Origin of the sequence: Acidovorax sp. Root568 (assembly GCF_001427445.1) — a bacterium.
In the GTDB taxonomy this organism is placed as follows: Bacteria; Pseudomonadota; Gammaproteobacteria; order Burkholderiales; family Burkholderiaceae_C; genus Acidovorax; species Acidovorax delafieldii.
Window position 1 is genome coordinate 342,984 of sequence record NZ_LMGP01000010.1, and the last position, 25,327, is coordinate 368,310.

At 65.9% G+C, this 25,327-nt stretch carries 23 protein-coding genes; 8 read left to right on the forward strand and 15 right to left on the reverse strand.

Annotation, left to right across the window (positions count from 1 at the left end; genetic code table 11):
* The first annotated feature begins 101 nt into the window (after positions 1-101).
* Entirely contained in the window at positions 102-809 is a 708-nt protein-coding gene (locus ASD75_RS08170; protein ID WP_056744623.1) for a VIT family protein, read from the forward strand.
* A gap of 111 nt (positions 810-920) precedes the next feature.
* Here ASD75_RS08170 and ASD75_RS08175 read toward each other — a convergent pair whose 3' ends face one another.
* The 4 genes from ASD75_RS08175 to ASD75_RS08190 form a co-directional block, all read right to left on the reverse strand.
* Positions 921-1,982 (reverse strand): phytanoyl-CoA dioxygenase family protein, encoded by a 1,062-nt coding sequence (locus tag ASD75_RS08175; protein ID WP_235511576.1) that lies wholly within the window; start codon positions 1,980-1,982, stop codon positions 921-923.
* Positions 1,983-2,024: 42 nt separating this feature from the next.
* Positions 2,025-3,377, reverse strand: coding sequence for a type II toxin-antitoxin system HipA family toxin (locus tag ASD75_RS08180; RefSeq protein WP_056744625.1), 1,353 nt, complete (start codon positions 3,375-3,377; stop codon positions 2,025-2,027).
* A 44-nt stretch (positions 3,378-3,421) separates the two neighbouring features.
* Positions 3,422-3,724 (reverse strand): helix-turn-helix transcriptional regulator, encoded by a 303-nt coding sequence (locus ASD75_RS08185; RefSeq protein ID WP_056744627.1) that lies wholly within the window; start codon positions 3,722-3,724, stop codon positions 3,422-3,424.
* Between the two features lie 70 nt (positions 3,725-3,794).
* Entirely contained in the window at positions 3,795-4,772 is a 978-nt protein-coding gene (locus tag ASD75_RS08190) for a LysR substrate-binding domain-containing protein (protein ID WP_056744629.1), read from the reverse strand.
* A gap of 93 nt (positions 4,773-4,865) precedes the next feature.
* Here ASD75_RS08190 and ASD75_RS08195 point away from each other — a divergent pair, with 93 nt between their 5' ends.
* From ASD75_RS08195 to ASD75_RS08210, 4 genes are read left to right on the forward strand one after another with little or no spacing between them, the layout of a single operon-like run.
* Positions 4,866-6,230 carry a D-serine ammonia-lyase gene (locus ASD75_RS08195; RefSeq protein WP_056744631.1) on the forward strand — a complete coding sequence of 455 codons (1,365 nt, stop codon included), beginning with the start codon at positions 4,866-4,868 and terminating at the stop codon, positions 6,228-6,230.
* A 58-nt stretch (positions 6,231-6,288) separates the two neighbouring features.
* Positions 6,289-7,275: a tripartite tricarboxylate transporter substrate binding protein gene (locus tag ASD75_RS08200; RefSeq protein ID WP_056744633.1), complete on the forward strand. Its 987-nt coding sequence runs from the start codon at positions 6,289-6,291 to the stop codon at positions 7,273-7,275.
* Between the two features lie 34 nt (positions 7,276-7,309).
* A complete protein-coding gene (locus ASD75_RS08205) occupies positions 7,310-8,872 on the forward strand; it encodes an amidase (protein WP_056744636.1) in 1,563 nt (520 codons plus the stop codon).
* 13 nt (positions 8,873-8,885) lie between these two features.
* Positions 8,886-10,031 carry an FAD-binding oxidoreductase gene (locus ASD75_RS08210; protein ID WP_056744639.1) on the forward strand — a complete coding sequence of 382 codons (1,146 nt, stop codon included), beginning with the start codon at positions 8,886-8,888 and terminating at the stop codon, positions 10,029-10,031.
* A gap of 28 nt (positions 10,032-10,059) precedes the next feature.
* Here ASD75_RS08210 and ASD75_RS08215 read toward each other — a convergent pair whose 3' ends face one another.
* The 3 genes from ASD75_RS08215 to ASD75_RS08225 form a co-directional block, all read right to left on the reverse strand.
* Positions 10,060-10,275, reverse strand: a complete 216-nt coding sequence (locus ASD75_RS08215; RefSeq protein ID WP_056744641.1) for a YjfB family protein — start codon at positions 10,273-10,275, stop codon at positions 10,060-10,062.
* 100 nt (positions 10,276-10,375) lie between these two features.
* Positions 10,376-11,791 carry a dihydrolipoyl dehydrogenase gene (locus tag ASD75_RS08220; protein ID WP_056744644.1) on the reverse strand — a complete coding sequence of 472 codons (1,416 nt, stop codon included), beginning with the start codon at positions 11,789-11,791 and terminating at the stop codon, positions 10,376-10,378.
* Positions 11,792-11,945: 154 nt separating this feature from the next.
* The gene (locus tag ASD75_RS08225; protein ID WP_056744645.1) at positions 11,946-12,539 is read right to left on the reverse strand and encodes a YigZ family protein; all 594 of its coding nucleotides are present in this window, start codon (positions 12,537-12,539) and stop codon (positions 11,946-11,948) included.
* Positions 12,540-12,765: 226 nt separating this feature from the next.
* Here ASD75_RS08225 and ASD75_RS08230 point away from each other — a divergent pair, with 226 nt between their 5' ends.
* Entirely contained in the window at positions 12,766-12,966 is a 201-nt protein-coding gene (locus ASD75_RS08230) for a hypothetical protein (protein ID WP_056744648.1), read from the forward strand.
* Positions 12,967-13,007: 41 nt separating this feature from the next.
* Here ASD75_RS08230 and ASD75_RS08235 read toward each other — a convergent pair whose 3' ends face one another.
* Positions 13,008-13,553: a GNAT family N-acetyltransferase gene (locus ASD75_RS08235; RefSeq protein ID WP_056744651.1), complete on the reverse strand. Its 546-nt coding sequence runs from the start codon at positions 13,551-13,553 to the stop codon at positions 13,008-13,010.
* 63 nt (positions 13,554-13,616) lie between these two features.
* A complete protein-coding gene (locus ASD75_RS08240) occupies positions 13,617-14,579 on the reverse strand; it encodes a bifunctional helix-turn-helix transcriptional regulator/GNAT family N-acetyltransferase (RefSeq protein ID WP_056744653.1) in 963 nt (320 codons plus the stop codon).
* 191 nt (positions 14,580-14,770) lie between these two features.
* Between ASD75_RS08240 and ASD75_RS08245 the strand changes: the two genes are divergently transcribed.
* On the forward strand, positions 14,771-17,185 hold the full coding sequence (locus ASD75_RS08245) for a YgiQ family radical SAM protein (RefSeq protein ID WP_056744655.1): 2,415 nt from the start codon (positions 14,771-14,773) through the stop codon (positions 17,183-17,185).
* Between the two features lie 144 nt (positions 17,186-17,329).
* Here ASD75_RS08245 and ASD75_RS08250 read toward each other — a convergent pair whose 3' ends face one another.
* From ASD75_RS08250 to ASD75_RS08265, 4 genes are all read right to left on the reverse strand, one after another.
* The gene (locus tag ASD75_RS08250; RefSeq protein WP_235511577.1) at positions 17,330-19,762 is read right to left on the reverse strand and encodes an EAL domain-containing protein; all 2,433 of its coding nucleotides are present in this window, start codon (positions 19,760-19,762) and stop codon (positions 17,330-17,332) included.
* A gap of 320 nt (positions 19,763-20,082) precedes the next feature.
* Positions 20,083-20,544: a hypothetical protein gene (locus ASD75_RS08255; RefSeq protein WP_056745148.1), complete on the reverse strand. Its 462-nt coding sequence runs from the start codon at positions 20,542-20,544 to the stop codon at positions 20,083-20,085.
* 200 nt (positions 20,545-20,744) lie between these two features.
* Positions 20,745-21,449, reverse strand: coding sequence for a cold shock and DUF1294 domain-containing protein (locus tag ASD75_RS08260; protein ID WP_056744659.1), 705 nt, complete (start codon positions 21,447-21,449; stop codon positions 20,745-20,747).
* Positions 21,450-21,465: 16 nt separating this feature from the next.
* Positions 21,466-22,356, reverse strand: coding sequence for a CoA transferase (locus tag ASD75_RS08265; RefSeq protein ID WP_056744660.1), 891 nt, complete (start codon positions 22,354-22,356; stop codon positions 21,466-21,468).
* Positions 22,357-22,490: 134 nt separating this feature from the next.
* Here ASD75_RS08265 and ygiD point away from each other — a divergent pair, with 134 nt between their 5' ends.
* Entirely contained in the window at positions 22,491-23,396 is a 906-nt protein-coding gene (gene ygiD, locus ASD75_RS08270) for a 4,5-DOPA dioxygenase extradiol (protein WP_056744662.1), read from the forward strand.
* A gap of 116 nt (positions 23,397-23,512) precedes the next feature.
* Here ygiD and ASD75_RS08275 read toward each other — a convergent pair whose 3' ends face one another.
* Both ASD75_RS08275 and ASD75_RS08280 read right to left on the reverse strand, forming a co-directional pair.
* Positions 23,513-24,085, reverse strand: coding sequence for a nucleotidyltransferase family protein (locus ASD75_RS08275; protein WP_235511578.1), 573 nt, complete (start codon positions 24,083-24,085; stop codon positions 23,513-23,515).
* A 34-nt stretch (positions 24,086-24,119) separates the two neighbouring features.
* Positions 24,120-25,316: an amino acid aminotransferase gene (locus ASD75_RS08280; protein WP_056744665.1), complete on the reverse strand. Its 1,197-nt coding sequence runs from the start codon at positions 25,314-25,316 to the stop codon at positions 24,120-24,122.
* Positions 25,317-25,327: the final 11 nt, after the last annotated feature.

The window sequence follows — 25,327 nt, forward strand, 5'->3', positions numbered from 1 at the left end:
GTTGGGCCGTACTTCATGCAACTGAGCGAGCGGTAGATTTGACGGGGTGCCTCATTGGCACCTACCCTGCAGGAACTCTTACCTCACACCACAACCCGCCCATGACCTCAGCCGCACGCCGCCTGCACCTTGAACGCCACCGCTCTGACCGCATTGGCTGGCTACGCGCCGCTGTGTTGGGAGCCAATGACGGCATCGTCTCCACCGCCAGCCTGGTGGTGGGCGTGGCGGCTGCGCAATCGAGCCAGTCCACCATCGTGGTGACGGCGGTCGCTGGGCTGGTGGCGGGCGCCATGTCGATGGCGGCGGGCGAATATGTGTCGGTGCATTCGCAGGCCGACACCGAAAAGGCAGACCTTGACCGCGAGCGCGCGGAGCTGGCCACAGACCCTGCGGCCGAGGCGCGCGAACTGACCGCCATCTACGTCGGCCGAGGCCTGACCCCCGAGCTGGCCCAGCAGGTGTCAGCGCAGCTGATGGCGCACGACGCGCTGGGCGCACACGCGCGGGACGAGTTGAATGTGTCCCCAGCGCTGGCTGCCCGACCGGTGCAAGCGGCCCTTACATCAGCCGCCAGCTTTGCGGTAGGGGCAGCCCTGCCGCTGGCTGTTGCCGTGGTGGCGCCCGCCAGCAGCCTGCTGTATGCGGTGGCGGGCTCGGCGCTGATCTTTTTGGCGCTGCTGGGGGCTGTGGCAGCGCGCACAGGTGGCGCAAGCATGGCCGTGGGGGCCTGGCGCGTGAGCTTCTGGGGGGCTCTGGCCATGGCCATTACGGCGGGGGTGGGTGCATGGTTTGGGGCGCCGGTGTGATGTCCGCTGGAGCGTACGGCTCAAAATGGCTCAAAGTGCTTGATTTATATGCCTTGAATGCTATGAATTTTCTGGTTTTTGCTGCGCCTGCTGTGCTCCTTCCCCCGCACTTCAAACCCAGTGTTCATGACAGGGCACGTGAGCAGGTGTCAGGTTGATGTACTGCACCAGCCGCGGCCGTGTGCCCCGATTGGGGCTGGGGCCGTGGGGCAGGGCCTGGTGCCAGATCACCAGGTCGCCTGCGTCGGCTCCGATGGGCGTGGCGCCCAGGGCTTGCAGGTCTTGCTGGCGGGGAGCGGCATCCGCGGGGAGCTGGCTCAGCCAGTCACCCATGCGGCGATGAAATCCCGGCACCAGGGTGAGGGCGCCTTGTTCGGGGGGCGTGTCGGTCAGGTACAGGATGCCTTGGGTGGCAAAGGGTATGGGCTGGTAGAGGCTCACATCCCAGTGCATGCCCTGGCCCCCGTAGGGGTAGCCGGGACGCTCGGGCGCGTTGAAGCCGCACCGGTCGGTGCTGCGCCATAGGTCGGCTGTGCCCCATAGCTGGGCGAACGCCTTGTGGATGCGCAGGGAGCGGCGGTTGACTTCAAAAGCTGGGTGTTGAAACAGTTGCACCATGGTGTTGCGTGGGGCGTGGGCATACCAGGATTGCGCATCTGCAGGGTCTGCCCGCACTGCGTCCCACACCACCTGCGCTGCCGCGGCGCTGTCGGCTGCGGGGACGGCTTGGCGCACGACCACATAGCCATGCGTTTCCCAGTGGGCCAGGTCGTCGGCATCCAGCACCGGCTCCATGGCATCGATTTGGGCGTGAAGTTCCACAAAGGCTTGCGGTGCAGGATGGCCTTCCACAAGCGCTTGAAGTCGCTCCACGGTGATTGCGTCGGGCACGCCCCCCGTGCGGACGATCCAGTCTTCAAAAGTAGCAAAGTCTGGGGCCTGGCGCATCACGTACTGCATGGTTTGCTCCAACCCCACACCCAGCGCTGACAGCACGATCTGCGTGCGGTGGGCTTCAGCTTGCGCACCTGCTGCAACCAGCCCCTGCCGGGTTGACATCCAGCGCGCCCAGCAGCGCTTGATGTGTGGGACTTGCAGGGCGCCCACCTCCGCATCGTGCGGCAAGGATGCATGGGCTGGCGCGAGCATGGATTTCTGGATGGGGGTGTACATGGATGGACGCAGAAAGCTAAGACGGTTCAGTGTGGTCAATCATCACGGAGTCAGGGCTATGCCGCCCGCAAGCCTTTGGGTTACCGTACTGCGTACACTGGACGGGGCATCCCGCAGCAGGTTCGGCCATTCGCTACTGGCTCGCTTCACCACATCCCGCAGCAGCGCCAGGTGCCGGGGCACGCGCAGCAGCCCGGCGGATTTCATCAGGCCTTCCATGTCATCCCAGGTCAGCGCCCGCAGGGTTTTGTCGATGGCTCGGTTCACGGCGTACTGCTGGTCTGGCACGCCATCAAAAAACGCGGCCACGCATACCGGGTCATACAGCGGGGCCAGTTGGGGCACGCGGCCATCGGGGTAGATCAGGGCCCAGTTTTTCAGGTGGGCGTCGGTGTTGCCCATCAGGATGAAGGCCACCATGCGCGCGAGAAATTCTCGCGTGTCCTGCACCGGCTGCCGGCTCAGGCGGTTGAGCACACGCAGCATGGTGGCCCAGTCGTGCAATACCCCCTTGCCGTGCGACTTGCCGTATTTTTGGCGGGGCGTGTAGCCCAGCACCTGGTTGAACTCCTCCATGTGCACACGGGCGCCGCCGGGCAGGTGGTCAAAACGCTGCACGGCCAGGATGTCGTTGAAGGGAACGGTGTCGGGCAGGTCGGCCTCGGCGCGGGTGATGACGCGCACATCGGCCACGTTCAGCCCTAGTGCCTTGCACAGCTGGTAGCCGGTGTACTCGTTGGCCACCAGGTCCGGGTGCGCGCTGGTAGGCAGCTTCAAAATCACGCTGCCCGCCGCGCCCTGGCGGTGCACGGTGTAGCGGCGGCCGTCCTGCACCGCGCTGAACTTGGTCACCACGCCGGGGAGCGAGGCTGCGTCTTCCACCGGGAACTCCACAAACCCTGGCTCCAGCACATCGAGCCCCTGTGTGGTGTGCCAGTAGCGCACCACGTCCGGGATGCCGTCTTGCGCGGGCACGGGCTCCACCTCCAGCGCGCCCATCAGATCATGGCCTGCAGCGGCCAGCAGCTCGAACTCGTCGTCGGGGCTGCAGCCGCGCTCGCGCGCCAGCCGCTCGCGGTTGTGGCCTTCGGGCAGCAGGTTCTGGAAGTACACGGGCCAGCGCCCATCGGTGCGCACCAGCCGCGCATCGCGTGCTGATGCCAGGATCTGCTGCGTGGCGGCCTCGTCCGCGCCCTGGTAGCTGAGCGACAGGGTGGGGCGCTGCGGGTTGCGGATGTAGCTCTCGTCAAACGACACACGCAGGATGTCGCCGTATTGCGAGAGGTAGCCGATGGCCTCACGACGCTTGGCTGTCGTACCTGACTCGCCCGCACTGCCGTCCGCCTGCGGGGGGCGGTGCAGGTACAGGCGCAGGTAACGGATGGAGGTGCTCATGGGGTTTGGGCTGGGCAGTGCGGTAGGGTGGTGCGTCGTCAGAGTCAGCGGCGCAGGCTATCCACCACCGAGGGCGGCGCATCCACCCCCTCGGGCTGGCCCAGAAACTTGCCACCGGCCTGAATGAATGCCTCCAGGCTGGGCCGCAGGCTGCTGGGTACGGCAATGATGTCCATGCCCAGCACCCGCGCCATTTCGGCCAGGGTGGAATAGCGGGGGTCCAGGTCGCCGCCTTCGGTGCGCTGCACCGTCATGCGGGAGAGACCCGCACTTTCGGCCAACTGGGCCTGGGTCATCTGGTGGGCTTTGCGGGCGGCGGCGAGAGCGGGGATGAGATCGTTTGGCATGATGATATTTATACTCTTTTTTAAGACAAAGAGTATATAAATATACAAATTTTCGCTGCCATGACTCGGTTTAGAACGAAGCCAACGAAGCCAACGAAGCCAACGGAGGCAATACCTCGCTGCGCTCTGTGCAAAACCGCTGGGCCTCCTCCAGCAGCCACTCTTTCACCAGCTCCATTGCCGGGCTAGGGTGCGTGGTGGTCACAAACGAATAGGCCGCGCGCGATGTCACGCTGCGCCCCAGCAGCGGCACCAGGCGCCCGGCCTTCACATCCTGCAGCACCAGCGCGGCGCGGCCCATGGCAATGCCCTGGCCGGCCAGCGCTGCGCCGAGGGCCAGTTGCGACAGGTTGAACTGCTGGCCGCCCGCCCAGGGCGGTGGTGCGGCGCCCATCTGCGCAAACCAGTGTTGCCATTCTTCGTAGGTGTCTGCGCCTTCCCAGGCGCTGCCGTCGTGCAGCAGCCATTCGCCGTGCAGATCATCGGGCGCGTTGATGGGAGGGTGTCGGGCCAGGAACTCGGGGCTGGCCACCGGAATGAGCCATTCGTCCAGGAACACGGTGGCATTCAGGTCGCGGTAACCACCCAGGTCAAAGCGCACGGCGGCTTCCACGCCGTCGCGCACCATGCGGGTGCGGTCCAGCGTGTGGAACTCGCCAAACACGCGCAGCCCGGTGTGGGGGTGCTGGCGAAAGAAGTCGCCCAGCCGGGGGGTGAGCCAGCTCATGGCAAACGAGGGCGAGCAGCTCAGCGTGGCGGTGGCGGCCTCTGTCGGCTGGCGCATCTGGGCCAGGGTGCTTTCTATGGCGTCAAAGCTCTCTCGCAGCACCACGGCCAGCCATTTGCCCTCGGGCGTCGGCACCAGGGCGCGCGGCGTGCGCAGGAACAGGGGGCGGCGCAGCCAGTCTTCGAGCTGCTTGACCTGCTGGCTCACGGCGCCCTGTGTGATGCACAGCTCGGCCGCCGCCTTGGTAAAGCTGCCGTGGCGGGCGGCTGCATCAAAACTGCGCAGCCAGGCGAGCAGGGAGGGGGAGAGGCGAATATCCATTATTAATACTAATGATGCGCTCAATATAAATGGTTTGTGACGGGGGCGTGACCGGCGAAGAATGGGGGCAAGACTTTTCGAGATGAACGCGCCATGACGATTGCCGAACCCCAAGCTGCCATCGATGCCTTGCTGGCCACCCGCCTGCGCAACGCCCAGCCCGCCCTCTGGACCAACCCGGCGCGGCAGGCACAGCCCGCCGCCGCGCTGCCTGCACTGGGCAGAACCATTAGTCTGGATGATACGCACGCAGCGGCTGCACGCCTGGCCCGTTTTGCCGGGCTGCTGGCGCAGGTGTTCCCCGAGCTCGCCGCCACCGGAGGCGTGGTGGAGTCGCCCCTGCTGCCTGCTGCGGCCCTGGCCCCCGCGCTGGGCATGGCCGACGCGCAAGGGAGCCTGTTCATCAAGGCCGATCACAGCCTGCCCGTCGCTGGCTCCATCAAGGCGCGCGGCGGCATGCACGAGGTGCTGGAGTTTGCCGAGGGGCTGGCGCTGCAGCATGGTTTGGTAGAGCCCGGCGGCGACTACCGAGCGCTGGCGACGCCGCAGGCGCGCGAGCTGCTGGGTCGTTACCAAGTGGCGGTGGGTTCCACCGGCAACCTGGGCATGAGCATTGGTGTGGTGGCGTCTGCCTTAGGTTTTCAGGCCACGGTGCACATGTCGGCCGATGCCAAGGAATGGAAGAAAGACCGCCTGCGCCAGCGTGGCGTGCAGGTGGTGGAGCACGCGGGCGACTACGAACGCGCCGTGGCCGCAGGCCGTGCCGAGGCGGCCAGCAACCCGCAGTGCCACTTTGTGGACGACGAGCAATCGTTCTCGCTGCTGCTGGGCTACAGCGCAGCGGCGCTGCACCTGCAAAAGCAACTGGCCGAGCAGGGCGTGGCGGTGGATGCCGAGCACCCGCTCATCGTTTACCTGCCGTGTGGCGTGGGTGGTGCGCCAGCGGGCATCACCTTTGGTATGCGGCAGGTGCTGGGGCCGCATGTGCACTGTTTTTTCGCCGAGCCGGTGCAGTCGCCGTGCTTCATGGTGCAAATGATGGCCGATGCAACGCAAGGTGTGGGGCGGCACCCCTCGGTCTACGACTGGGGCCTGACCAACCGCACCGAGGCCGATGGCCTGGCCGTGCCGCGTGCGTCGCTGCTGGCGGCGGAGCTGATGCGTCCGCTGCTGTCGGGCGTGTTCACGGTGGCCGACGACACTTTGTTTGCGCAGCTGGTGCGGGTGCTGGATGCCCTGGGCGAGCGCATCGAGCCCTCGGCTGCCGCAGGCTTCAGCGGCCCGGCCATGTTGACGGGTACCACGGCCGGGCAGGCCTGGCTGCGCAGCACGGGCATTGAGGCCGTGCTGCACCAGGCCACCCACCTGGTGTGGACCACGGGCGGCCTGCTGGTGCCCGATGCGCAGTATCAAGGCTTTGTGCAGCGCGGGCGGGCCGTGCTGGCTGCGCAGGCCTGATGGCCCGCCACCTTCTTTCCTCTTTTTTTCTTTTCACTTTTTTATCTGGAGCCACGCCATGAACCGCAAGCAACTGCTTTTGTCTGCCGTCCTCTGTGCCGCCCTGGGGGCCACTGCGTGGACTCCGGCCATGGCGCAGGAGGCTGCGTTCCCCACCAAGCCGATCACGCTGGTGATTCCGTTCCCGCCCGGTGGCGCCACCGATGTGTTGGGCCGTCTGATCGGCAAGAAGCTGGGTGACAAGCTGGGCCAGAGCGTGGTGATCGACAACCGCGCGGGCGCTGGCACGGTGATTGGCGCCACCTCGGTGGCCCGGGCCGCGCCGGATGGCTACACGCTGCTCATGAGTTCGGGCACCACCTTCACCGTCAACCCCGCCGTGCGCGCCAAGCTTCCGTACGACCCGGTCAAGAGCTTTGAGCCCATTGGCATCACGGGCCGCACGGGGTTGATTCTGCTGGCCAACAAGGATGTGCCGGCCAGCGACCTGAAGCAGTTCGTGGCCCTTGTGAAGGCGGCGCCCGACAAGTATTCGTATGGCTCGTTCGGCACGGGCACTACCTCGCAGTTTGCGGGCGAGATGTTCTTCCACGCGGCGGGTCTCAAGATCCAGCATGTGCCGTACAAGGGCAGCGCTCCCGCGATGACCGACCTGCTCGGCGGACAGATCCCGTTCACGGTGGACACCGTGTCGGCCGCGCTGCCGCAGCTCAAGGACGGCAAGATCAAAGCCATTGCGGTGACCTCCGGCAAACGCTCGGCCCTGCTGCCCAAGGTGCCTACGCTGGCGGAGAGTGGCTACCCCGGCCTGGAGATGGACACCTGGCTGGCCATGGTGGCGCCGCGTGGCCTGCCGCCGGCCGTGAAGTCACGCCTGGAGCTGGCGCTGGCCCAGGTGGTGTCGGACCCCGAAACGCGTGACAAGATGATCGCGGTGGGGTTCGAGCCGTCCTATGCTTCGTCCAAGGTGTTGGCCGAGCTGATCGACAAGGAGCTGCCGCTGATGCGCGCCATTGCACAGCGTGCCGCCATCACCGCAGACTGAACCCGTGTGACCAGAACAAGGAGACAAGCCCGAGATGACCACAACAAGCCCCCAAGCCCTGGTTGAGCTGACCGCCAACGAACTGCGCCATCACATCGGCACGCGCGAGATTTCGCCGGTGGAGCTGCTCGACGCCTGCATCGCGCGCATCGAGGCGGTGAACCCGCATGTGAATGCCGTCACCGCCACCTGCTACGACCGCGCCCGCACCGAGGCCAAAGCCGCCGAGCAGTCGGTGCTGCGCGGCGAGCCCCTGGGCCTGCTGCATGGCCTGCCCATGGGCGTGAAGGACCTGGAGGCGACGGCGGGCTTGCTGACCACCTATGGATCGCAGATCTACCGTGAGCACATTCCGGCCGAGGACAACGTACTGGTGGCGCGCCTGCGCGCGGCGGGCGCCATCGTCACGGGCAAGACCAACATCCCCGAGATGGGCGCGGGTGCCAATTCGCGCAACACCGTGTGGGGCGCTACGGGCAATCCGTTCAACCCCAACCTGAACGCTGGGGGCTCATCGGGCGGCTCGGCCGCTGCGCTGGCGTGCGACATGCTGCCGGTGTGTACGGGCTCGGACACGGGTGGGTCGCTGCGCATTCCTGCATCCATCTGCGGGGTGGTGGGCTTCCGGCCCTCGCCCGGCGTGGTGCCCAGCTCGCGCAAGCTGCTGGGCTGGACGCCGATTTCGGTGGTCGGCCCCATGGGCCGCACGGTGGAGGAGGCCTGCCTGCAGCTGGCTGCCTCGGCCGGCATGTCGGCGGGCGACCCGCTGAGCTACCCGCTGGACCCGATGAGCTTCCTTCTGCCCGAAGCCGTGGACCTGAGCCGCCTGCGCGTGGCTTATACCGAGGACTTTGGTGCCTGCGCTGTGGACAACGGTATCCGCGCCGTGTTCCGCCGCAAGGTACAGGCCATGAAGCACCTGTTTGCGCGTTGCGACGCCATCGACATTGACCTGGGCGATGTGCACCGCTGCTTTGACGTGCTGCGCGCCGAAGCCTTTGTGGCCAGCACGCGCGAGGCCTACGAGCGCGACCCCGCCACCCTGGGCCCCAACACCCGCGCCAACTACGAAATGGGCGCCGCCATGACGCTGCTCGACAGCGCCTGGGCGCAGGCCGAGCAGACACGCATCCTGGCGCGGTTCCAGAAGCTGTACGAAGAGTACGACGTGATCCTGGCGCCCACCACGCCGGTGTCGCCGTTTGCGTGGACCGAGCTGTTTGCCAGCCATATCAACGGCGAGCCGCAGGCCAACTACTACCGATGGCTGGCGTTGACTTATGTGACCACGCTCACCACCCACCCGGCGCTGAGCCTGCCCTGTGGGCTGGACGACGCCGGGATGCCGTTTGGCCTGCAGATCGTGGGGCGCTTCCGTGCCGACCGCCACACGCTGGGCGTGGGGCATGCGCTGGAGCAGGCGTTCAAGGGCATTGCTGGGCTGGCACGGCCCCGGCCCGACATCGCCAAGCTGATGCAAACCAATGCCGAACCCGCGCTGACCTCCATCGTGACCGTGGCACCCGACCCCCGCGATGCCCGCAGCCTGCCGCGTGACGACCGTGCGGCATCGGCAGCGCAGGTGTCGGCCGTTTGAGCAGGAGGAGCAGATGCAAACCGTAGACACCATCGTCATCGGCGGAGGCATTGCCGGGGCCTCCGTGGCCTGGCAACTGGTGCAGCCCGGCGCCGCAGGGCAGAGCGCCAGCGTGCTGCTGCTGGAGCGCGAATCGCAGCCCGGCTATCACACCACCGGCCGCTCGGCCGCGCTCTACATGGCGACCTATGGCACGCCCAACATCCAGGCGCTGACCCGGGCGAGCCGCGCGTTTTACGACGCGCCGCCGGCGGAGTTTGGCGCTGACCCCATCCTCTCGCCCCGGGGCGTGGTCTATGTGGCCGGGCCGGACCAGCTGGACCTGCTCAAGCAGACCTACGACGAAGCGCACGCCACCTCGCCCAATGTGCAATGGGTGGACAAGGCTGAGCTGCTGGCGATGCTGCCCTGCCTCAAACCCGAGGCTGTGGCAGCCGGCATGAGCGAGCCCGAGGCGGCCGACATTGATGTGAACGCCCTGCACCAGGGCTACCTGCGCGGCCTGCGCCAGCGCGGCGGCCAGGTGCTGACGAACGCCGAGGTCATGGCTGTGCGCCGCGAGGGTGATGTATGGCAAGTGACGCTGGCCGATGGGCGGGTGTTTGCTGCCCCCATCATCGTCAATGCTGCGGGCGCCTGGGCCGATGTGGTGGCGGGCCTGGCCGGTGTGCCACCCATCGGGCTGGAGCCGCGCCGCCGCACGGCATTCACCTTCCCGGTGCCCGAGGGCATGGATGCCACCCACTGGCCAGCCGTGATTGGCATCGACGAGAGCTTTTACTTCAAGCCCGACGCGGGGCAACTACTGGGCTCACCGGCCAATGCCGACCCTACACATCCGCACGATGTGGTGCCGGAAGAGCTCGACGTGGCCACCGGGATTTATCACATCGAGGAAATGACCCGCTTCCAGATCCGCCGGCCGTCGCACACCTGGGCCGGGCTGCGCTCCTTCGTGTCGGATGGCGACATGGTGATCGGCTGGGACAATCACGTGCCCGGCTTCTTTTGGCTGGCCGGGCAGGGCGGGTATGGGATTCAGAGCGCGGCGGGCGCCTCGTTGCTGGCGCGGCAACTGTTGCGGGGCGAGCCGCTGGCCGAGGAGCTGGTGCGCGAGGGCGTGGGGGTGGAAGGGCTGTCGCCTGCGCGTTTGCGCTGAGGTGCCCAGACGGGAGGGGCTCAGCCTCTCAGGCGAAGGTGTTGACGTTGGTGCCCAGCGTGCCGCTGGTGGCCAGCTGGGGCTGGGGCATGGACTGCTGCATGGCGTCGATCATGGTGGCGGCCGATACGGCCTGCATGTCCAGCGCCTTTTTCAGTACCACCATGTTCAAGGCGTCCGACGTCTTGGCGCTGGCCAGGTTGGTAGCGGTGTTGACGATGCTGTTGGTCAGGGCGACGTCCATGGTGACTCCTCGGGGCAATGGTGGGTTATCGGCGCGGCAGAACGCGGCTTGAGCGTTGTTACATGTTCAGCGGTCGTGGACCTGCTCTGTAGTGCTCCGCCTAGTCCAGCGCGGGTACCCCAAGGGCTGGGCAGGCGGCCAGGTCGGAGGCGTGGGTGTGTGGCAGCTGGCGGGCTGCGTCGCGCAAGGCGGTGCGCAGGCCTTCTTCCAGCGTGGGGTGATAGAAGGGCATGCCCAAGAGGTCGTGCACTGTCAGTTGCTGCTGCACGGCCAAGGCCAGCAGGTGCGCCAGGTGCTCGCCGTCAGGGGTGCACAGCTCGGCGCCCAGCAGGCGACCACTGGCATGGTCCGCATAGACGCACAGGCGTCCATGGTTGCGCTGGGCGGTGCGGGCACGGCCCTGGTTTGTGTAGCTGGCGGTGCCGGTGACGGTGCTGTGCGCGTCCATGTCGGCCACGCGCGGTCCCACAATGGCGATGTTGGGGTCGGCGAACACGATGGACAGCAAGGTGCGGCGCCGAAAGCGCGTGGGAGTGGGGGCCAGGACGTTCAGGCCTGCAATATGGCCTTCATCGGCCGCCTCGTGCAACAACGGGGTGTGGGTGTTGGCGTCACCCGCCAGAAACACCGGCAAATTGCCAATTTGCTGGGTTTGTGGGTCTACGGTGGGCAGGCCGCGCGCATCCAGCGGGACGCCCAGTGTCTCCAGGCCGAGGTGTTCAATGTTGGGCACCCGGCCCATGGCGGCGATGACCTGATCCACTACCACGCGGTTGGCGCCGCTGGCGACTTCAATGCCTCCAGGCACTTCGCGCAGCTGCGCCTCGGCGCCCATGTGCAGCACCATATCCTGCTTGAGCAGGGCCGCCAGCTCGGCATTCAGCGTTGGGTCGCTCAAGCCAGCCAGCGTGTGGCCAGTGGTGAACGCAGCCACCTGCAGGCCCAGCCGCGCGAGCGCTTGCGACAGCTCCACTCCAATCGGGCCCATGCCGATCACTGCAATGCGGGGGCCTAGGGTTGGTTGTTCGAACAAGGTGTCGGTGGTGAGCATGCGGTCGCCAAATGCCAGCCATGCCTCGGGCACACGTGGGCGTGACCCCGTGGCGATGATGATGCTGCGCGTGGCGTAAGCCGTGCCATCAATGTCCACCAAACGCGGTCCCAGCAGCGTGGCGCGCCCTGACACCTGGTTGCTGCCCAGTTCATTGGTGGCTTTGAGGGCGCCCGCCACGAAGTCGTCGCGCAGTGCGCGCACGCGCTGGAGCACGGAAGGCAGGTCTGCGGTCAATGCACTGGCGCCCCGAAGGCCAAATGCTTCAAAAGTGTGGCGCCGGTGGAAAGCGTTGGCCGCCTCGATCAGCGCTTTGGACGGCATGCAGCCCACGCGGGCGCAGGTAGTGCCCCAGGGGCCTTCATTGACAATGAGGTAGCGGTCGGTGCGCTTGCGCACTTCACGCAGCGCGGCCAGGCCCGCCGTGCCTGCGCCAATGATGATGGTGTCGAGCGGTTGGGCCATGGGGCTTTCTCGGAGTCTGAAAACCCGGAGTGTGATGCGCGAGCCGCCGCAACGTTGTAGGCGCACAGGCCGTTTCAGTGAGGCCGCTGAGGGCGCTTGCGCGCATGTGAAAACCGAGCTGGTTGCCCTTTGGGGGCCCGGTCTCGGCGTCCGATCAGGCCTCGGGGTCCGTCCAGCCCACTCGGCCTTGCCCGTGGTCGTTGATGCGTTGCACAAAAGGGGTGGCTTGCGTCTGGGGCAGGCGCAGCTGCAAGGTGACCAGGGTGCCATGCTGCACGTCCACCAATTCGGCGCCAGCAGCTTCAATTTCGCGGCGCAGCAGGCCTTCCAGGGCATAGGGCACCTGGCACTGCAGCAGGGCCATGCGCTGCAGCGTGACCTTGGGGGCCGTCAGCAGTGCCTGGGCAATTGTGTCGGTGTAGGCGCGCACCAGGCCGCCCGCGCCCAGCTTGACACCGCCAAAGTGGCGTACCACCGTGGCCAGCACGCCTTCCAGGTCCTGGTGGCGCAACACGTCCAGCATAGGGCGGCCGGCGGTGCCGCCGGGCTCGCCGTCGTCCACCGCAGCTGACTGTCCGCCCGCCAGTAGCGCCCAGCAGATATGGGCTGCGCCAGGGTGTTGCTTCCACAGCGCATCCACTGCCGCCTGAGCGCTGGCGCGGTCGGCCATGGGCTGCACGCAGCCGATGAAGCGGCTTTTCTTGATGATGAGTTCGCTGTGCGCCGGGGCAGCCAGAGTCTGGGGCATGGGGCAGCGAGTGTACGGCGAGCGCTTTGGGTGCCAGCAGGGAGCCGTGTGTGACGGAAGTCACAGCCCGGACCCTGAAGGGTGTGGATCGGCACAAATCGCGTTGGGAATGTGCGTTCTGTCACACACGCCGTAGGCGTGCGTTCCTACACTGCGGACTTGTTGCTGTGGCCTACGCTGTTGCTACTCATTTGAAAGCACCCGGGCCATCAGAAAAGGAACCGCCATGTTTGCCACTTCGCTCTCTGCACCTTTGCCTACCTCTCTCGCCAGCCATCTGTTTGGCCGTTTAATCTCTCCCTCGGTCTCCCACGCATCGGGTGCCAGCACGGTGGCATCGACCGGCGCGATGCCAAACGCAATGGAAGAGCACGACGACGAGATGCCGGACCTGGCTCAGCGCGTGCGGGAAATCGGCGAGTGGTGATACGGCGTGCTGCGTAACGTAACAAGCCACGCAGCGTCCCGTCAGCCGGTGTTGCCCATGCAACCGTCTGCTGCGCCCAGGTCGCGTGCCATGAGCACACTGGTGTAGTTGGTCAAAGGGCGCCAGTCGCACTCGCCGACCACCCTGTAACCCCAGGATTCATACATCGCTATCAAGGCCGTGGCGGGTTGCGCAGTGTCCAGCGCCATGACCCGGGCACCTGCCTTGCGGGCATAATCCAGGGAATAGGCGTGCAGCTGTTTGCCGTAACCCTGGCCTTTGGTGTCAGGGGTGATGCAGAACTGGCACAAAGACCACACCGAAGGGTCGCGGTACAGCGGCACGGAGGATTCGGGTTGCGGCGGTCGCAGCGTGACAGTGCCCACATAGTCTTCGCCGTCCAGCATCACCAACCCCGTGCCTGAAGCAAACCGCTTCGCAGTATCTTCCACAGACTGGTGGGTGCCCCAGTAGCGCAGACCCCGCAGCGCGTGGGGTGCATAGGCGCAGTGGATGAGGGTGGTCAGGCGTGCGAGGTCATCGTCGGCCGTGACCGGGCGAATCAAAAGCGAATCGGACAAAGTCATAGAGATACTCCGTGGCCTCGCGTTGAAGGCCGCTGGTCGGGCAGCGGGTCGTGTTGCCTCATTTCAAAGCTTTAGCTCCCAGGTCTCTCCCACCAATTGCTGACCAAAGCCTTCGTAGGGCTCGGTCTTGACCAGCCGAAAACCGCGCTGACCGTAGATGCCACGCGCAGCCGTGAGGCAGCTGTTGGTCCAGAGAACCATCTTTTTGTAACCTCTTGCACGTGCAAAGGCAATGCATTCGTCGGTGAGGCGGGCGCCCAGGCCGAGGCCCCTGGCTTTGGGGCTGAGGATGAGCATGCGCAGCTGCGCCGTGGTGGCCGATTTGCGCACCACAAACACCGAGCCCACGCGCTCGCCATCCAGCTCGGCGATCCAGGCTTTCTCCCATGCGGGCTGGAACTTGCGCAAGAACTGCGCTGCGATGTCTGCCACCAAGGCCTCAAAACGGTTGTCCCAGCCGTACTCGCGCCCATAGATCTCGCCATGCTGCTGCACTACCCAGCCCATGTCGCCGGGCAAAGGGTCGCGCAGGACGGCGATTCGGGTGCCATCCGCCGCGTTGGAGGGGGAGGACAGCAGGGTTTCGATCCGTTCCATGGCCTCCACGACCTCCTGGCGCCGAGCCGGGGGCAAGGGGGCCAGCAGTGCGGCAGCTTCGTCGCGCGAACGCTGCTGCAGCGGCTCGAACGCCTCGCGTCCAGCCGCGGTGAGCGTGACCAGGCTTTGCCGCGCGTCCTTGGTGTTGGCGTGCCGTTCTATCCACCCGGCCTGCTCAAAACGCCGCAATATCCTGCTCATGTACCCGCCGTCCAGCCCCAGCTCCCGCGCCAGTTCGCTGGCCACAGGGGCCTCGCGATGGGCCAGCTCGTAGAGCACGCGCACGTCGGTCAGCGACAGCTTGCTGCCCAGGTACGGGTCCAGCACGCCAATGCGGCGGGTGATGAAGCGGTTGAACCGGCGCACGGCTTTCACCGCACTCGCAGGCACCGGGACGGACTCGGGAAGGGTAGAGGTGTTGTCGCTCATAAATGCCTCTGTCAGTTAATTAATTGACAAAAGCAAGTATATGTCTGACGGCCATCAAGCCTGTAACAGTGAGGGGCAAGGGCCGCCAAGGCGACAAAAACCGTCCGCCAACGTAAAATCACGGGTTATCCACCACAGACGCGCCCCACGAAGGCCCCCATCGCACCGGGGGCGGCCGCGACCCCCTTTGCATGAACGCCCCCGTTGACGTCTCCTTTTTTGCGCGCGCCGCAAAGCCCTTGACCAGCTACCGTCCGTACTGGGCCAAGCGCTTTGGCACGGCACCGTTCCTGCCGATGAGCCGCGCCGAGATGGAGAAACTGGGCTGGGACAGCTGCGACATCATCCTGGTGACGGGCGACGCGTATGTGGACCACCCGAGCTTTGGCATGGCCGTGATCGGCCGCACGCTGGAGGCGCAGGGCTTTCGCGTGGGCATCATCGCCCAGCCCGATTGGCAGAGCGCCGAGCCCTTCAAAGCGCTGGGCAAGCCCAACCTGTTCTGGGGCGTGACGGCGGGCAACATGGATTCGATGATCAACCGGTACACCGCCGACCGGAAGATCCGCAGCGATGACGCCTACACCCCTGGCGATGTGGGCGGCAAGCGCCCCGATCGTGCGGCCATCGTCTACAGCCAGCGCTGCCGCGAGGCCTACAAGGACGTGCCCATCATCCTGGGCGGCATTGAAGGCAGCCTGCGCCGTATCGCCCACTACGACTACTGGAGCGACAAGGTGCGCCGCTCCATCGTGGTGGACAGCAAGTGCGATCTGCTGCTGTACGGGAACGCCGAGCGTGCGCTTGTTGAAGTAGCCCACCGCATCGCAGCGCGTGAACCGGTGGAGCAGATCACCGATGTGCGCGGCACGGCCTTTGTGCGCCGACCGGACGACGAGAGCGGCAAGGGCTGGTTCGAGATCGACTCCACCACGGTGGACGAGCCCGGCCGCGTAGAGGCGCACATCAACCCGTACATGACCACCAGCGAGCAGGCTGCGGCCCAAGGCAGCACCTGCAGCAAAGAGGATGGGAATGCTACTGATTCTGTAGCGGGCACCGCAAATAACACCGGCGCTACCGGCCAAAACAGCCCCAACCCTGCCATTCAGCCGATCCAGTTTGTTGCCAATCCGGCGCTCAAGGCCAAGCTCAAGGTGCCCCCGCGCGAGAAGAGCGTGATCCGCCTGCCCAGCTACGAGCAGGTCAAAAGCGACCCCGTGCTCTACGCCCACGCCAACCGCGTGCTGCACCTGGAGACCAACCCTGGCAACGCGCGTGCACTGGTGCAGGCCCATGGCGAGGGTGTGACGGCGCGTGATGTGTGGATCAACCCGCCCCCCATCCCGCTGACCACGGCCGAGATGGACTACGTGTTCGACCTGCCTTACGCGCGTGGCCCGCACCCTAGCTACGCCGACGAAAACGGCAGCCATGACGGCGCGACCAAGATCCCCGCGTGGGAGATGATCCGGTTCTCCATCAACATCATGCGCGGCTGCTTTGGCGGCTGCACCTTTTGCTCCATCACCGAGCACGAGGGCCGCATCATCCAGAGCCGATCGGAAGATTCGATCATCCAGGAGATCGAGGACATCCGCGACAAGGTCAAGGGCTTCACAGGCACCATCAGCGACCTGGGTGGCCCCACGGCCAACATGTACCGCCTGGGCTGCCGCAGCCCCGAGATCGAGGCCGCCTGCCGCAAGCCCAGCTGCGTGTACCCCGGCATCTGCCAGAACCTCACCACCGATCACGGCCCGCTGATCAAGATCTACCGCCGTGGCCGCGCGCTCAAGGGCATCAAGAAGATACTCATCGGATCGGGCCTGCGCTACGACCTGGCGGTGAAATCGCCGGAGTACGTGAAGGAGCTGGTACAGCACCACGTGGGGGGCTACCTCAAGATCGCGCCCGAGCACACAGAGCAGGGCCCGCTCACCAAGATGATGAAGCCGGGCATCGGCAGCTATGACAAGTTCAAGCAGATGTTCGAGAAGTTCAGCGAAGAGGCGGGCAAGAAGCAGTTCCTGATCCCGTACTTCATCGCCGCGCACCCGGGCACCAGTGACGAGGACATGATGAACCTCGCCATCTGGCTGAAGAAGAACGGCTTCCGCGCCGACCAGGTGCAGACCTTCTACCCCAGCCCCATGGCCACGGCCACGGCCATGTACCACTCGGGCCGCAACACGCTGACCCGCGTGCGCCGCGAAATGCGCGATGTGGATGAAGAGTCTGTGGACATCGTGCGCGGCGAAAAGCGCCGCCGCCTGCACAAGGCCTTCCTGCGCTACCACGACCCGAACAACTGGCCGCTGCTGCGCGATGCGCTCAAGGCCATGGGCCGGGCGGACCTGATCGGTAACGGCAAGCACCACCTGATTCCGACCTTCCAGCCGCTCACCGACGGTGGTTACCAGAGTGCGCGGCGCAAGAACTCGACCCCGACAGGGGCTAAGCCCGCCGTGGCACCTGCGTCGCGCACGGTGCAGCAGCCCACGAAAGGCCGCATCCTGACCCAACACACGGGCCTGCCGCCGCGCGTGACCGGGGGCGCGGCCAAGCCGGCTGCTGGCGGCAAACCGTTCAAGAAAGCGCGATAGTCCGCTGCCAGCGTGCTTGCGTGGCGGGGCGGGCAGGGCGTCCATCTGCCCATTGCATCTGCAGGCTGAAACGGGGCGCTGGCATGCCGCACCAACCGCATCGGCGGGGTGGCGGAGCTCATGCGCGCCAGGCCCGCGCGGTGGTCAGGTGGTCGTGTAGTCCCTCGCCAGACATTCCGACAGCGGCACGGGCTTTGCCACCGCATAGCCTTGGGCGTAGTTCACGCCGATGAGTCGCAATGCATCCACGGTGGCTTCGGACTCGGCGAACTCGGCAATCGTCTGCTTGCCCATCACGTGGCCGATGCGGTGGATCATTTCCACCATGGCATGGTTGGTGGGGTCTTGCAGAAGGTCCTTCACGAAAGCGCCGTCGATCTTGAGGTAGTTCACCGGCAGGTGCTTGAGGTAGGTGAAGGACGACATGCCCGCGCCGAAGTCATCGAGCGCGAACCTGCAGCCCAGTTGCTGCAGCTCCTTCATCAGGCGCACCGCGTTGGGCAGGTGCGATATCGCGCTGGTCTCGGTGATCTCGAAGCACAGCAGCGCGGGGTCCAGCCCGGATTCGTTGAGCGTGGTACGGATGTACTTGAGCAGGCTGTCGTCGCCCAGGCTGGTGCCCGAGAGGTTGATGGCGCAGGTGTGCAGCGGCTGGGCGCCCGGTGTGCGCTGGTGCTGCGCCAGCGCCTGCAGTGTGTGGCGGATCACCCAGCGGTCGATGGACGGCATCATCCCGTAGTGCTCGGCGGCCGGGATGAAGGTGCCGGGCGCTACCAGCTGGCCGTTTTCCTCCTCGCGCAGGCGCAGCAGCACCTCCATGTGCAGGCCTTCATCACCGGTGCCTTGCAGCGCGCGGATGGTCTGCGCGTACAGCTGGAAACGGTTGTGCTCCAGCGCCAGGCGCAGGCGCCGCACCCAGTCCATGTCGCCTTCGCGCCGGGTCATCTCGATGTCTTCGGGCTGGTAGATGAACACCCTGTTGCGCCCACCTTCCTTGGCACGGTAGCAGGCCATGTCGGCCACGCGCATGGCCTCCTGGATGGAGGTGAGCGCTGGGATGAGCTGCACCATGCCGATGGAGAGGCCCGTGCTGAGCTGCTGGCCTTCCCACGCCAGGCGCAGGTCCTGGCCAGCCTGGCGCAATTGCTCTGCAATGCGCGCCGAGGGGCCAACGGGGCAGTCCTTGAGCAGGATGCCGAATTCGTCGCCGCCCAGCCGTGCCAGCGTGTCCCCTTCGCGCAGGTGGCTTTGCAGCATGCGACAGACCTCCCGCAGCATCTCGTCGCCGGCCTGGTGGCCGCAGGTGTCGTTGATGAGCTTGAACTGGTCCATGTCCACGTAGAGCAGCGAGCCCTCACGGCCCGGCTGGCGCGGGTGGTTGAGCAGGGCTTCAAGCCGGTGCTCGAACTCGCGCCGGTTCACCAGGCCCGTCAGCGCATCATGGCTGGCCTGCCACGAGAGCTGCTCTACGTAGTGTTGCTCGCGCGTGACGTCGTGCAGCGCCAGCACCGCCCCGGTCAGCACACCCCGGTGCCGGATGGGAGAGCCCACCAGCCTCACCGGAACGATGCTCTGGTCCGGTCGCACCAGCGTGCGGTGGATGTTGCCCTTGGCGGCACCATCGCTGCGCAGCAGCGTCTGCACCAGGGCGTCGGCCGACAGGGGTGGTGCATCACCTTCGAAGACCAGCAACTGCGCCAGAGGTTGCCCAGTGGCCTGGGCGGCTGGGCGGGCCAGCAAGGTTTCTGCGGCAGGATTCATGTAGGTGACCTCGCCGTGGATGTTGGTCGTCACCACGGCATCGCCAATGGCGGCCAGCGTGGTGCGCGCCTGTTCCCGCTCGACCTCCAGGGCGCGCTCCGCGTTCTGGCGCTGGGCCAGCAACTTGTGCGTGTGCCACAGGGTCAGAAGAATCAGCACCAGGGCCATGCCCATGTTGGTCCACATCAGCAGGAGCACGATGTGGCGCGAGCTTTCGCCCAGGGCCTCGCTGAAGTTCCGGGCCGCCGGGGTCACGCCCGCGTTGATCTCGCGGATGGTGTTCTGCCACCGTTCGCGGGTGGGGGCGTCCGCTGTGCCGGCGGTGTTGCGCTGGTGGATCTCGTGCGACAGCTCGCGCAGCGCACGGATGTACTCGTCGCCCACCAGCCATTGGTCTACCGGCTTCTTCACCAGATCAAAGCCGTCAAAGTAGCGCAGCAGCCAGATCAGGCCGTCAATGTCATCGGGGTGGTTGCCACCGCGCAGAAAGCCGTCGCGCGCCACATCCGTCTGCACCTGGCCTGGCTCCAGGGCCAGCCGGGCCGCCCGGTCGCCCAGCGGGATCTCCATGGCGCGGGTGAACCCTTCAAAGGCCTGGGGGGAGCCGGTGATGGCGTACTGGTTGAGAAAATAGATGGCGTCCTTCTGGCCTTTGGTCCATAGGCTTTCGCCAGCGACGAAGGCACGCACCGAGGACAAAACATGCAGGCTGGCCGTGGCGCACACCGCCAGCAGCAACACCATGGTGATGAAAGGCCAGGTCACCCGCAACGTCAACGGCACAGGCCTTCGCTCGACCGGCTGCAATACATCCATGGATGGGTCCCTCGCCTCGTGCCAAGCTGCTTGCGCCAGTGATGCCTGGTGGCCCCATCCGGCGCGCCCTCATCAGTGTGTCCGCATGCTCCATCAATGCCTGCGGTCCAGGGTTGTCCTGGGACGCGTGGCTGATTCGGCGGTGCGGTGCTTCCGGCCCACTATATAGAGATCAACTTGCCAGCGCATGCAAAGTTTGGCAACCCCTTGTGCTTGCGGGGAATGGCCGCCATGCCGATGCGCACCCGCACCTGAACCTGCGCGCGGCGGGCCATCGCTGGCTCCGCCCAGGTGTTGCCCGGCCTGACAGAAGCCGGTGTTTACGGCGCCGCAGCGTGGGTGCCCACCAGCACGGACTGCGGGCCATCGTCTGCGGGCTGCGAGATCAGGTCTTCGATGATGAAGGTGCGGTAATAGAACGCCGTGACCGCGCCTTCGGGGGCAATGGCTGCCACCAGCGTGTCGGTGTCGTCCTTGTCGTTCATTGCGATCAGAATGCCGTGGTGGCCGGAGCCCGCCAGGTCGGCAATGCGCCGCACCATGTCGCCTTCGGCGCCCACAGATGGCAGCGGCGCATCTGCAGTGCCCAGGGTGTGCACAATTTCTTGCAGGATGACTTCGGGGCTGGCGTAGGCGACATCGCCCTGATGGCCTGCTGCCTGCAATGCGAGTGCGGCCTGGCGGGCGCAGTCCTCGTCGGGGAACAGCGCAAACACCTGGCCGGTGGGGTAGAAAACGCCGCCCATGGTGGTCATGGTGGAATCAAGGACGAGGGGTTTCATGGGCATCTCCCGAAGTGTTTCAGACCTTTGGGATTGAAACCGGGCCTCCCAGCGTGCTGTGTAGGCCAGCGGGCCATCCGTGCGTCAGCCCGCTTTGCGTTGCAGTGGGCTGGGTCACAAGAATATGTGAAAAAAGCGCTTGGTGCGCTAGTGCTTCATGGGTTGGTTGCTATCAATTTGTAAGTTTTTGACCGTATCTGCTAGCCCAGCCATCCGCCCAGCCAGGCCCCCAGCGCCGCGCAATGCAGCACCACCGTCGCCCAATACACCGCGCGAAACTCCGCCTTGCGGGATTTGTGCCGCAGCCACTGCTGGGCCCACCATGCGCCGGGCCAGCCGCCTGCAAGGCTCAGCAGGTGCAGGTGGCTTTCCTTGGTGCGCCACCGGCCGTTTTGCGCGGCGCTTTTGTCGATGGCGTAGACCAGAAAGGTCAGGAGGTTGACGGCGACCGCCGCGCCCAGCACCCACCACGGTAGTCGGCCTGCCCAGAGGCCCCAGGCCAGCAGCCCCGCCCAGCCGAGCATGAGTAGCCGTATCAGCGCCGAGCCGGTGGGAGTGGTCGGTTCGATGGCCGCCACAGGGCGCCTGCGCCTGGCGGCCGGAGGTTGCCCCGCCCGTTGCACCGGCGCGCGCCGCGTTGGGTGCGCAGGGGGCGGCTGCGTTGGTGCCGTGCTGCGGGGCTGGAACGCGCCACCCGCGTTTGCAGCGGGCAACACCGCCATAGCCCGGGGCCCTTTTCCGCCGACATGAATCTCCTCGTACACCACGGCGAGCCCTTCGCGGGGCGGGGCGGTACCCCGGTAGTCCCGCACATGAAAGAACACATCGGCGGACGTGTCAGGGCTGCGGATAAAGCCGAAGGCGCGGCTGGCGTCCCAGCGGACGACGGTGCCTTGTTTCTGCATCGGTCAGGAAATGCTTTCAGGCCAGGGTGTGCAAAGGAATGTCGTGCGCCACCGCCAAAGCATCAAGCTGCGCGCGGGTCTGTGTGCGCAAGAACGCCGCCACGGCCGCGTGGGTGGCGGGGGCGCGCAGCACCTGCGGGTCGCCCGTGGCGGGCAAGCCTGCGGCAGAACACAGGCTGGCGGCGAAGTGGGGTTCCAACGCGGCCACGGCCACGCGGCCGTCGGCGCAGGGGTAGATGCGGTAGCCTGCGTGGTTGCCCCCCACGTCGCCCTCGGGGGTGGTCAGGCCCCAGTCGCGCGGCTGGGCCAGCCAGGCAGCGGCGTCGGCCAGGGCGACTTCGATGCACACGCCGTTGCCGGTGTGGGCGCGCTCCAGCAGGGCCTGCAGCACGGCCTCGCTGGCCATCAGGGCGCCACCCATGTCGGCGTACAGGGTGGGTGGCATCTCGGTGCCGGTCACCAGGCCGGCGTCGGCCAGGTAGGTGAGGTCGTGGCCGGGCTCTTCGGCCCGCTCGGCCGCCGCGCCCACGATGCGTACCAACGAGAGGCGTGGATATTTTGATTGAAGCGCCTCCCAGGAGAGGCCCAGCTTGGCCAAGGCCGACGGACGGAACGAGATGATCAGCACATCGGTGCTTGCCAGCTCTGCATGCAGCGTGGCCTGGCCTTCGGTCGTTTTGAGGTGGGCATGCACCACGCGCACGCCTTGGTGCAGCGTGGCATAGGCCGCAGGGCTGTAGATGCCCATCGGGTCGGCACTGGGGTAGCCGAGGGGCGGGGGCGGTTCGAGCTTGGTGCACTCGGCGCCCATGCGTGCACAGCGCATCAGGGCGGCGGGGCCAGGCAGGTTCAGTGCAAGGCTCAGGACGCGGGTGTTGCGCAGGGGCTGGGGCAGGGCGTTTGTCATGGGTGGTGGCTTGTCTCGGTGTTGTGGTTTTGAAAGGAAGGCGCGGCGCCGGAACTTCAGGGGCGTGCGCGGGCTCACTCCCTGCGTTATACATAATTTGTTACGCTCCCTGACCCATGCAACGCAGAACCTCTTTGGCCGCCCTCACGGGCCTGGCCGCCTTTCCGGGAGCTTTCATGACCACGTCCCTGAGCAGCGCCGCCACGGCATCTGCATTGCAGGCGCTCAAGCCCTCGCCCCGCATGCCTGTGCTGTTTGTGGGCCACGGCAGCCCCATGAACGCCATCGAGGACAACGCCTGGCGCCGCAGCTGGCAGGCCATGGGTACGGAACTGATGGCGCGCGCCGTGCAGCCGCAGCTCATCCTGTGTGTGTCGGCCCACTGGCTCACGCGTGGTGGCTGGCAGCTCACCGGCATGGCCAACCCCAAAACCATTCACGACTTTGGCGGCTTCCCGCAGGCGCTGTTCGACCAGCAGTACCCCGTGCCTGGCGCACCGGCCGTGGCGCGCAGCCTGGCCAAGGAGCTGAAATCCCCCGCCACGGGCGCCGCCCTCGGCGTGGACGAGGGCGAGTGGGGGCTGGACCACGGCACCTGGTCGGTGCTCAAGCCCATGTTCCCCCAGGCGCGTATCCCGGTGATGCAGCTCAGCATGGACTACAGCCGAGCACCGGCCGAGCACTATGCACTGGGCCAGCAACTCAAGGCCCTGCGCGAGCGGGGTGTGCTCATTGTGGGCAGCGGCAACATCGTGCACAACCTGCGCGCATCCCGCCGTGGCTCGGCTGCCAACGAAGCCTACGACTGGGCCACGGAGTTCGACACCGTGGTGCAGGAGCAGATCAAGAAGGGCCAGCTGGGCGCCTTGCAGGACTTCCAGAACCTGGGCGCCGTGGCCCAGCAGGCGCACCCCACTTACGAGCACTACCTGCCGCTGCTTTACGCAGCGGGAGCCGTGCTGCCCAGCGAGATGCCCCGCTTTTTCAACACGGGCTATCAGTCGGCATCGATCTCGATGCGGTCGGTGCTGTGGGGCTGATGGATGCTTTCTGAAGCCGATTGATTGCTTCTTTTTTGATAGCTATTGACGCATGTACATCTAGCGCTTGAGGCCAAAAATGCCTGAAATCGCCGCGTCGCAGCGGTGGGGCGTCTTCAGGCCGTCGCGTGACCTGCGGTCTGGATCGTCAGCCACGGCCAGCGTTCGCGGTAGCTTTGCGCTTTGGCCTCAAACAACGGCAGGTGCGGGCAGGCGGGGTTGGGTTTGAGAAGTCCTGCGTACAGCTCTTCCAGTCCGTACGGCGCGTACAGCGTGGGCCGAGCAACGCCGGGGGTGATGGCAGGTTGCAGGCCCACGCAGGTGCAGGGCACCAGAAAACGCTCGATCCCGTTGCGGGCGGACTGCAGCGGCGCATACGGGTAACCAAACCAGCGCTCGTACCAGAGGTGCACGCGGGCCTGGTTCTTGGCTTCGACGGTGATGGGCAGGTCGGCGAAGAGGGCGGTGGCGCGGGCTTGCACCTGCTGCTCCGCCGATTCGGACAAGTCGTTGCCGTCGAAGTAGAACAGGTCGTAGTCCTTGATGTTCGCGGTGGGCTCCAGGCCAGAGTGCAGGTTCCACACCGTCTGGAACAGGCAGCCCGCCACCAGCCACGCGTCGGGCAGGCCCAGAAACGGCAAACGCTCCAGAAGGGCCGCGTTGTGCGGGTTCTGGAGCGTTTCGCTCACAAAGCGGCGCGCGAGCGCCGCTTCCTCATCGTGCTCAGACGACCTTTGCAATGGCCTGGCAGACGTAGTCGATGTTCTTGCTGTTCAGGGCGGCCACGCACATGCGGCCGGTGTCGGTACCGTACACGCCGAACTCGTTGCGCAGGCGAACCATCTGGTCCTTGGACAGGCCGGAGTAGCTGAACATGCCGATCTGGGTGGTGATGAAGGACATGTCCTGCTTCACTCCCGCAGCCTTGAGGCCGTCCACCAGCTTTTGGCGCATGGCCTTGATGCGCACGCGCATTTCGGCCAGTTCTTTTTCCCACATCGCGCGCAGCTCAGGGTTGTTCAGCACGGCGGCCACCACTGCGCCACCGTGGATGGGTGGGTTGGAGTAGTTGGTGCGAATCACGATCTTCAGTTGGCTCAGCACGCGGCCGGCTTCTTCCTTGTCGGCGCACAGCACCGACAGGCCGCCCACGCGTTCGCCGTACAGGCTGAAGCTCTTGCTGAAAGATGTGGACACAAAGAAGTTCAGGCCGGCAGCCACAAACTTGCCGATCACGGCGCCGTCTTCGGCGATGCCGTGGCCAAAGCCCTGGTAGGCCATGTCCAGGAAGGGCGTCAGGCCCTTGGCCTTGACGACGGCGATGACCTGGTCCCACTGCGCGGCGGTGATGTCGTAGCCGGTGGGGTTGTGGCAGCAGGCGTGCAGCACGACGATAGTGCCGGGGGCGGCTGCATTCAGGCTGGCCAGGAAACCTTCGAAATTCACGCCGCGCTTTTCAGCGTCGTAGTAGGCGTAGGTATCGACTTCAAAACCGGCGTTGGTGAACAGCGCGCGGTGGTTTTCCCAGCTGGGGTCGGAGATCAGCACCTTGGCGTTGGGGCTGACCTTCTTCAGGAAATCGGCACCGATCTTGAGGCCGCCGGTGCCGCCGATGGCCTGCACGGTGGCTACGCGGCCAGACTTCACGGGTTCGCTCTCAGCGCCGAACACCAGGCTCTTGACGGCGTTGTCGTACGCCACGATGCCGTCGATGGGCAGGTAGCCACGGGCCGTGGGGGTGGACATCATGGTCTTTTCTGCGGCCTGCACACATTGCAGCAGGGGCAGCTTGCCGTTGTCGTCGAAATAAACGCCGACGCCCAGGTTGACCTTGTTGGGGTTGGTGTCGGCGTTGAATTGCTCGTTGAGGCCCAGGATGGGGTCGCGGGGGGCCATTTCGACGGCGGTGAACAGAGACATGAAAATCCTTG